The organism is Immundisolibacter sp., assembly GCF_028696615.1.
Lineage (GTDB): Bacteria > Pseudomonadota > Gammaproteobacteria > Immundisolibacterales > Immundisolibacteraceae > Immundisolibacter.
Map to the genome: position 1 here is coordinate 1 of NZ_JAQVGQ010000182.1, position 5,565 is coordinate 5,565.

General features: G+C 68.8%; 5 protein-coding genes and 1 pseudogene. 4 read left to right on the forward strand and 2 right to left on the reverse strand.

Features of this window, described 5'->3' with window-relative positions; all coding sequences use genetic code 11:
* Window positions 1-415: pseudogene (locus PHC73_RS11040) on the reverse strand (catalase-peroxidase); the annotation flags it as partial.
* Window positions 416-1,036: 621 nt separating this feature from the next.
* Between PHC73_RS11040 and nadA the strand changes: the two are divergent.
* From nadA to ubiB, 4 genes are all read left to right on the forward strand, one after another.
* A complete protein-coding gene (gene nadA, locus PHC73_RS11045; protein ID WP_300128015.1) occupies window positions 1,037-2,104 on the forward strand; it encodes a quinolinate synthase NadA in 1,068 nt (355 codons plus the stop codon).
* Window positions 2,105-2,287: 183 nt separating this feature from the next.
* On the forward strand, window positions 2,288-3,034 hold the full coding sequence (gene ubiE / locus PHC73_RS11050) for a bifunctional demethylmenaquinone methyltransferase/2-methoxy-6-polyprenyl-1,4-benzoquinol methylase UbiE (RefSeq protein ID WP_300128018.1): 747 nt from the start codon (window positions 2,288-2,290) through the stop codon (window positions 3,032-3,034).
* Complete coding sequence (locus tag PHC73_RS11055) at window positions 3,031-3,645, forward strand: SCP2 sterol-binding domain-containing protein (protein ID WP_300128021.1); 615 nt, start codon at window positions 3,031-3,033, stop codon at window positions 3,643-3,645. The genes ubiE and PHC73_RS11055 overlap by 4 nt, the downstream gene beginning before the upstream one ends.
* Entirely contained in the window at window positions 3,642-5,252 is a 1,611-nt protein-coding gene (ubiB, locus tag PHC73_RS11060) for a ubiquinone biosynthesis regulatory protein kinase UbiB (RefSeq protein WP_300128024.1), read from the forward strand. Before PHC73_RS11055 ends, ubiB begins: the two co-directional genes overlap by 4 nt.
* Before the next feature lie 14 nt (window positions 5,253-5,266).
* On the opposite strand, the gene PHC73_RS11065 is transcribed toward ubiB, so the two are convergent.
* Window positions 5,267-5,565, reverse strand: a 299-nt coding sequence (locus PHC73_RS11065; RefSeq protein ID WP_300128027.1) for a hypothetical protein, incomplete at its 5' end; no start/stop codon positions are given.

Below are 5,565 nucleotides of genomic sequence, written 5' to 3' on the forward strand. Positions count from 1 at the left end.
AGCTGTTCAGCGGCTCGAAGCGCTGCTGGCCACCGTCGGCACCGCCGCGGCCGTCGAGCACGCGATAGGTTCCCGCCGCGTGCCATGCCATGCGAATGAAAAGCGGCCCATAGTTACCGTAGTCGGCAGGCCACCAATCTTGCGACGTGGTCATGACCTTTTTCAGGTCCGCCTTGACGGCGTCGAGGTCGAGACTCTCGAACGCCTTGGCATAGTCGAAATCTGCGCCCAACGGGTTGGACGATGCGTCGTGTACACGCAGCGGCGACAGATCGAGCCGATCCGGCCACCAGTCTTTATTGCTCATGATTTTTTGCGCCATTCCGGTCGATGCGGCACCGGTGTTGGCGGCATTGGCTACCGGCGCCAATGCGCTGGCGATGGCGATGCTGAGCGTCAAGCTTTTAAGGCGCATGGCCACTACTCCTTGCTTTTTGATTGAAAAAGTCTTCCGCATACTTGGCTTGCCCGACCGATCAGGCGCTCGGCGTGCCTGATCGGTCGGGTAAGGAAGCGCTGGTTTTAGTCAGCGTTCCTTTGCCCCGCCGCTCTCGAAATGTAGCGCGTGGGCACAGGCGAAGGCCCCGCAAAACGCGGGTCTGCCGAAGTGCGTGGGCAGTATAGATGTCTTGCGGCTGCAAGAACGCTGATCGCGATCATGTTATTTTTCAATCAGTTCGATTGATATTTTTTATCGTCATGAATGCAGTGCCGTCCACTCCCGCCGCAAAAAAATAGCGTGCGCCGGCGCGAGTCGCGGAGGTGTCGGGTCGAACCGGGTGATCCGTGGCGCATTGCGTGAAAGCGCCCGTTACCATCGACCTTGGCCCGGGCGACGCAGGCGCTGTGGCAAGAGTCTCGCCAGCGCTAATCGTCGCATCGATGCCTGCCAAGCAGAGCGACGCGACTTCGGTGTTGCGGGAGTGCACTGCGCCCGGCCTGGGCGGGAACGTGGCTGGTCGATCCGGTCTTGCAATTCCGCCGCTGGATGCCAAGCTAGGCGCAGATGTCCGTTTGTTGCCCGCCCGGAGCCCGCATGTCCGCCGACACCGTCTACGCCACCCCCGTCACCGACTACCCGCGCACCGCCGACGTGGAACGCCCGGAGCCCGCTGGCGCCGAGCGCGCGGCGCTGGAGGCGCGCATCCGCGAACTGCTGAAGGCGCAGGACGCGGTGCTGGTGGCGCATTACTACGTCGAGGACGCGCTGCAGGCGCTGGCCGAGTCATCGGGCGGCTACGTGTCGGACTCGCTCGACATGGCGCGTTTCGGCCACGAGCACCCGGCCTCGACGCTGGTGGTGGCCGGCGTGCGCTTCATGGGCGAGACGGCCAAGATCCTGAACCCCGAAAAGCGCGTGCTGATGCCGCAGCTCGAAGCGACCTGCTCGCTCGACCTAGGCTGCCCGGCGGATCGGTTCAGCGCCTTTTGCGACCAGCACCCGGACCGCACGGTGGTGGTGTATGCCAACACCTCGGCGGCGGTGAAGGCGCGTGCCGACTGGATGGTCACCTCGTCGTGCGCGGTGGACATCGTCGCCCACCTGCACCGGCAGGGGCAGAAGATCCTGTGGGCGCCCGACAAGCACCTCGGTGCCTACATCCGCGAGCAGACCGGTGCCGACATGCTGCTGTGGGACGGCGCCTGCATCGTGCACGAGGAGTTCAAGGGCGCCGAGCTCGAGGCGCTGCGCCGTGAGCACCCGCGGGCCAAGGTGCTGGTGCATCCGGAATCGCCGGCCAGCGTGATCGCCCAGGCCGACGTGGTCGGCTCCACCAGCCGCATGGTGCAGGCGGTGCGCGAGCTCGACGCCGACGAGTTCATCGTCGCCACCGACCGCGGCATCTTCCACAAGATGCGTCAGCTGGCGCCTGGCAAGCGCCTCATCGAGGCGCCGACCGCCGGCAAGAGCGCCACCTGCAAGAGCTGCGCGCACTGCCCATGGATGGCCATGAACAGCCTGACGGCGTTGCTGCACGCGCTCGAGACCGGCGAGGGCGAAATCCACGTCGACCCCGACATCGGCGCGCGGGCGCGCCGGCCGATCGAGCGCATGCTGGACTTCACCCGCCGGCAGAAATTGCAGACCGCCGGCGACGCCTGAGGCGGCGGTGGGGGTTCGCGGCTGAAGCCGCTCCTACAGGTCGATGCCCGCGTAGGAGCGGCTTCAGCCGCGAACCCATGCCAGCCAAGCCCGCGCAGATGCGGCTTCAGGCGCCAATCCGTACCGGCGGCGGTCGAGTAAACTCGGCGCCGATCGCGCCGCCTCACCGTCACCGGGACCGCCATGGAACACGACACCACCGATTTCGGCTTCAGCGAGGTGCCGGTCGCCGAAAAGGCGCGGCGCGTGCGCCAGGTGTTCGACTCGGTGGCGCCGCGCTACGACCTGATGAACGACCTCATGTCGCTGGGTCTGCACCGGGTCTGGAAGCACCTGGCGGTGGAGCTGGCCGCGGTGCGGCCGGGCGAGCGGGTGCTCGATCTGGCCGGCGGCACCGGCGATCTGACGCGCCTGCTAGCGCCGCGCGTGGGCAGCGCCGGGCGTGTGCTGCTGGCCGACATCAACGGCGCCATGCTGGCGCGCGGCCGCGACCGGCTGCTGGACGCCGGCGTGGCCGGCAACGTCGATTTTCTGCAGCTCGACGCCGAACGCCTGCCGCTGGCCGACCAGAGCCTCGACTGCGTGGTGATCGGTTTCGGCCTGCGAAACGTCACCGACAAGCAGGCGGCGCTGTGTGAGATGCATCGCGTGCTGAAACCCGGCGGCCGGGCGCTGGTGCTCGAGTTCTCGCGCCCGGTGCTGCCGGGCCTCAAGCCCCTGTACGACGCCTACAGCTTTCAGGTGCTGCCGCGCCTGGGGCGCCTGGTGGCCGGCGATGCTGCCAGCTACCGCTATCTGGCCGAATCGATCCGCCGCCACCCGGATCAGGACACGCTGCTTTCCATGCTGCACGCGGCCGGTTTCGAGCGTTGCCAGTATTTCAACTTCACCGGCGGCATCGTGGCGGTGCACCGCGGTTACCGGCTGTGACGGCTCGGTCGGCCGCGGCCGCCGGCGGGCCGCTGGCGGTGCTCGAGATTGCGCTGAACCGCCTGCTGGCGCTCGATCCGGCCACGCTGCAGCGCCTGGCCGCGCTCGACGGGCGGGTGATCGAGTTCAACCTGCCGGCGCTTGGCCTGCGCTTTGCCGTGGTGCCGCACGGCCATGGCCTGCAGCTTGTGGTGCCAGCGCCGGCCGAGGTCGACGTGCGCATCGAAGGTCGCCTGGCGGACCTGCTGGCGGCGCAGGCCGAGGGTGACACGCGCGGACTCAAGATCGACGGCGACAAGCAGCTGGCCGGCGCCTTTGCCGCCGCGCTGCGCGAGGCGCGCATCGACTGGCCCGAGCTGCTGGCGCCGCTGGCGGGCGACGTGCTGGCGCAGCGCGGCGCGCAGGCGGCGGGCGCGGTGCAGCAGGCGCTGCACGAGGCGGCCTGGTCGGTGCTGCGCAGCGGCGCCGAGTTCTTGCAGTACGAACAGCCGCAGCTGGTGAGCGCCGCCGAGTGGGACAGCTTTCGGGCGCAGGTGCGCGAGCTGCACGAGGCGGTCGGCGCACTCGAGCGGCGCCTGGCGCTGCTGGCGCTGCGCCTGCAAAGCCGATGACCAGCCTGCCGGGACTGCTGCGCCTGTGGTGGGTGCTGTTCGTGCTGGCGCGCGCCGGCGGTGACGAGATAGTGCTCGGCCATCCGCGCCTGCCGGGCGGGCGGTTGTTGCTGCGCCTGCTGCCGTGGCGCTGGCGCCGCCGCCCGCCGCGCGGCGTGCGCCTGCGCGAGGCGCTCGAATCGCTCGGCCCGATCTTCGTCAAGTTCGGGCAAATCCTGTCCACGCGCCGCGATCTGCTGCCGCCGGACATCGCCGACGAGCTGGTGCGCCTGCAGGATCGTGTGCCGCCGTTTCCGGGCGAGCAGGCGCGGCGCATCATCGAGGCCGCTTACGGCCAGCCGCTGACGGCGGTGCTGGCGCAGTTCGACGATGTGCCGCTGGCCTCGGCGTCGATCGCCCAGGTGCACGCCGGGCGCCTGCCGGACGGGCGCGAGGTGGTCATCAAGGTGGTGCGGCCGGGCATCGCCCCGCGCATCCGCCGCGACATCCGCCTGCTCAACATGCTGGCGCGGTTTGCTGAGCGCACGCTGCGCGAGGCGCGCCGCCTGCGTCCGGTGGAGGTGGTGCGCGAGTTCGAGCTGACGCTCATGGACGAGCTCGATTTGATGCGCGAGGCCGGCAACGCCAGCCAGCTGCGCCGCAACTGGCTGAACTCGCCGGACCTTTACGTGCCCGAGGTGTACTGGGACTACGTGCGCCCCAACGTGATGATGATGGAGCGCATCTACGGCATCGGCATCGACAACATCGACGCCATGCGTGGCGCCGGGGTGGACTTCGAGCGCCTGGCCGAGCGCGGCGTGGCAATTTTTTTCCGGCAGGTGTTCGAGCACAATTTCTTTCATGCCGACATGCACGCCGGCAACATCTTCGTCGGCCCCAACGAGCAGTACATCGCGGTCGATTTTGGCATCGTCGGCAGCCTCAATCCGGCCGATCAGCGCTATCTGGCCGAAAACTTCGTGGCCTTCTTCAACCGCGACTACGCCACCGTGGCCAAGGCGCACGTGCGCGCCGGCTGGGTGCCGCCCGATCTGCGCGTGGACCAGTTCGAGGCCGCCATCCGCGCGGTGTGCGAACCGATCTTCGACAAGCCGCTGAAGGACATCTCGTTCGGCGTGTTGCTGCTGCGCCTGTTCCAGGTGGCGCGGCGGTTCGACATGCAGGTGCAGCCGCAGCTGGTGCTGCTGCAAAAGACCCTGCTCAACATCGAGGGCCTCGGCCGGCGCCTGTACCCGGAGCTCGACCTGTGGCGCACCGCCAAGCCGTATCTGGAACGCTGGATGCGCGAGCGCATCGGCTGGCGGGCGCTGCGCAACACGCTGCGCGAGGAGGCGCCGCTGTGGTCGGACACGCTGCCGCGGCTGCCGAACCTGATCCACGGTGCGCTCGAGCGGGCCAATGCGCCGGTCCCGCCGCCGACGACGCCACGCAAGGCGCGGCCGCGCCGGCTGCAAACGGTGCTCGGCGGCAGCGCCCTGCTGGCCGCCGCCGGCTGGCTGCTGCACCTGGCCGGCGTGGCCCAGCCGCTGTGGCTGGGCCTGCCGCTGCTGCTGTGGCCGCTGCTGGCGCTGGCGGTCGTGCTGGTGTGGCCGCAGCGGGATTGAGGCCGTCCGGCCGGTCAGGCCACCGCGGCGTAGATGTCCGACGGTGCCAGCGTGTCCTCGAAGATGGCGCGGCGGATGTCCTCGAGTTCCGCCTCGGTCAGCGGGTACTGGAACTGCTCGTTGCGCTCGCGCACGTCCAGGTACCGCATTTCGCGGGCGAGGTTCAGCGTCTCGTCCCACGGCAGGGCGTTGGCGGGGTCGAAGCTGGCGGCCAGTTCCTTGATTTCCTCCGGGCCGTGGAAGATTTCGTCCTCGACCACAGTCTTTTCGAGCTTGGCCGCCAGACGCAGGAACTCGTCGTTGCCCGGCAGGT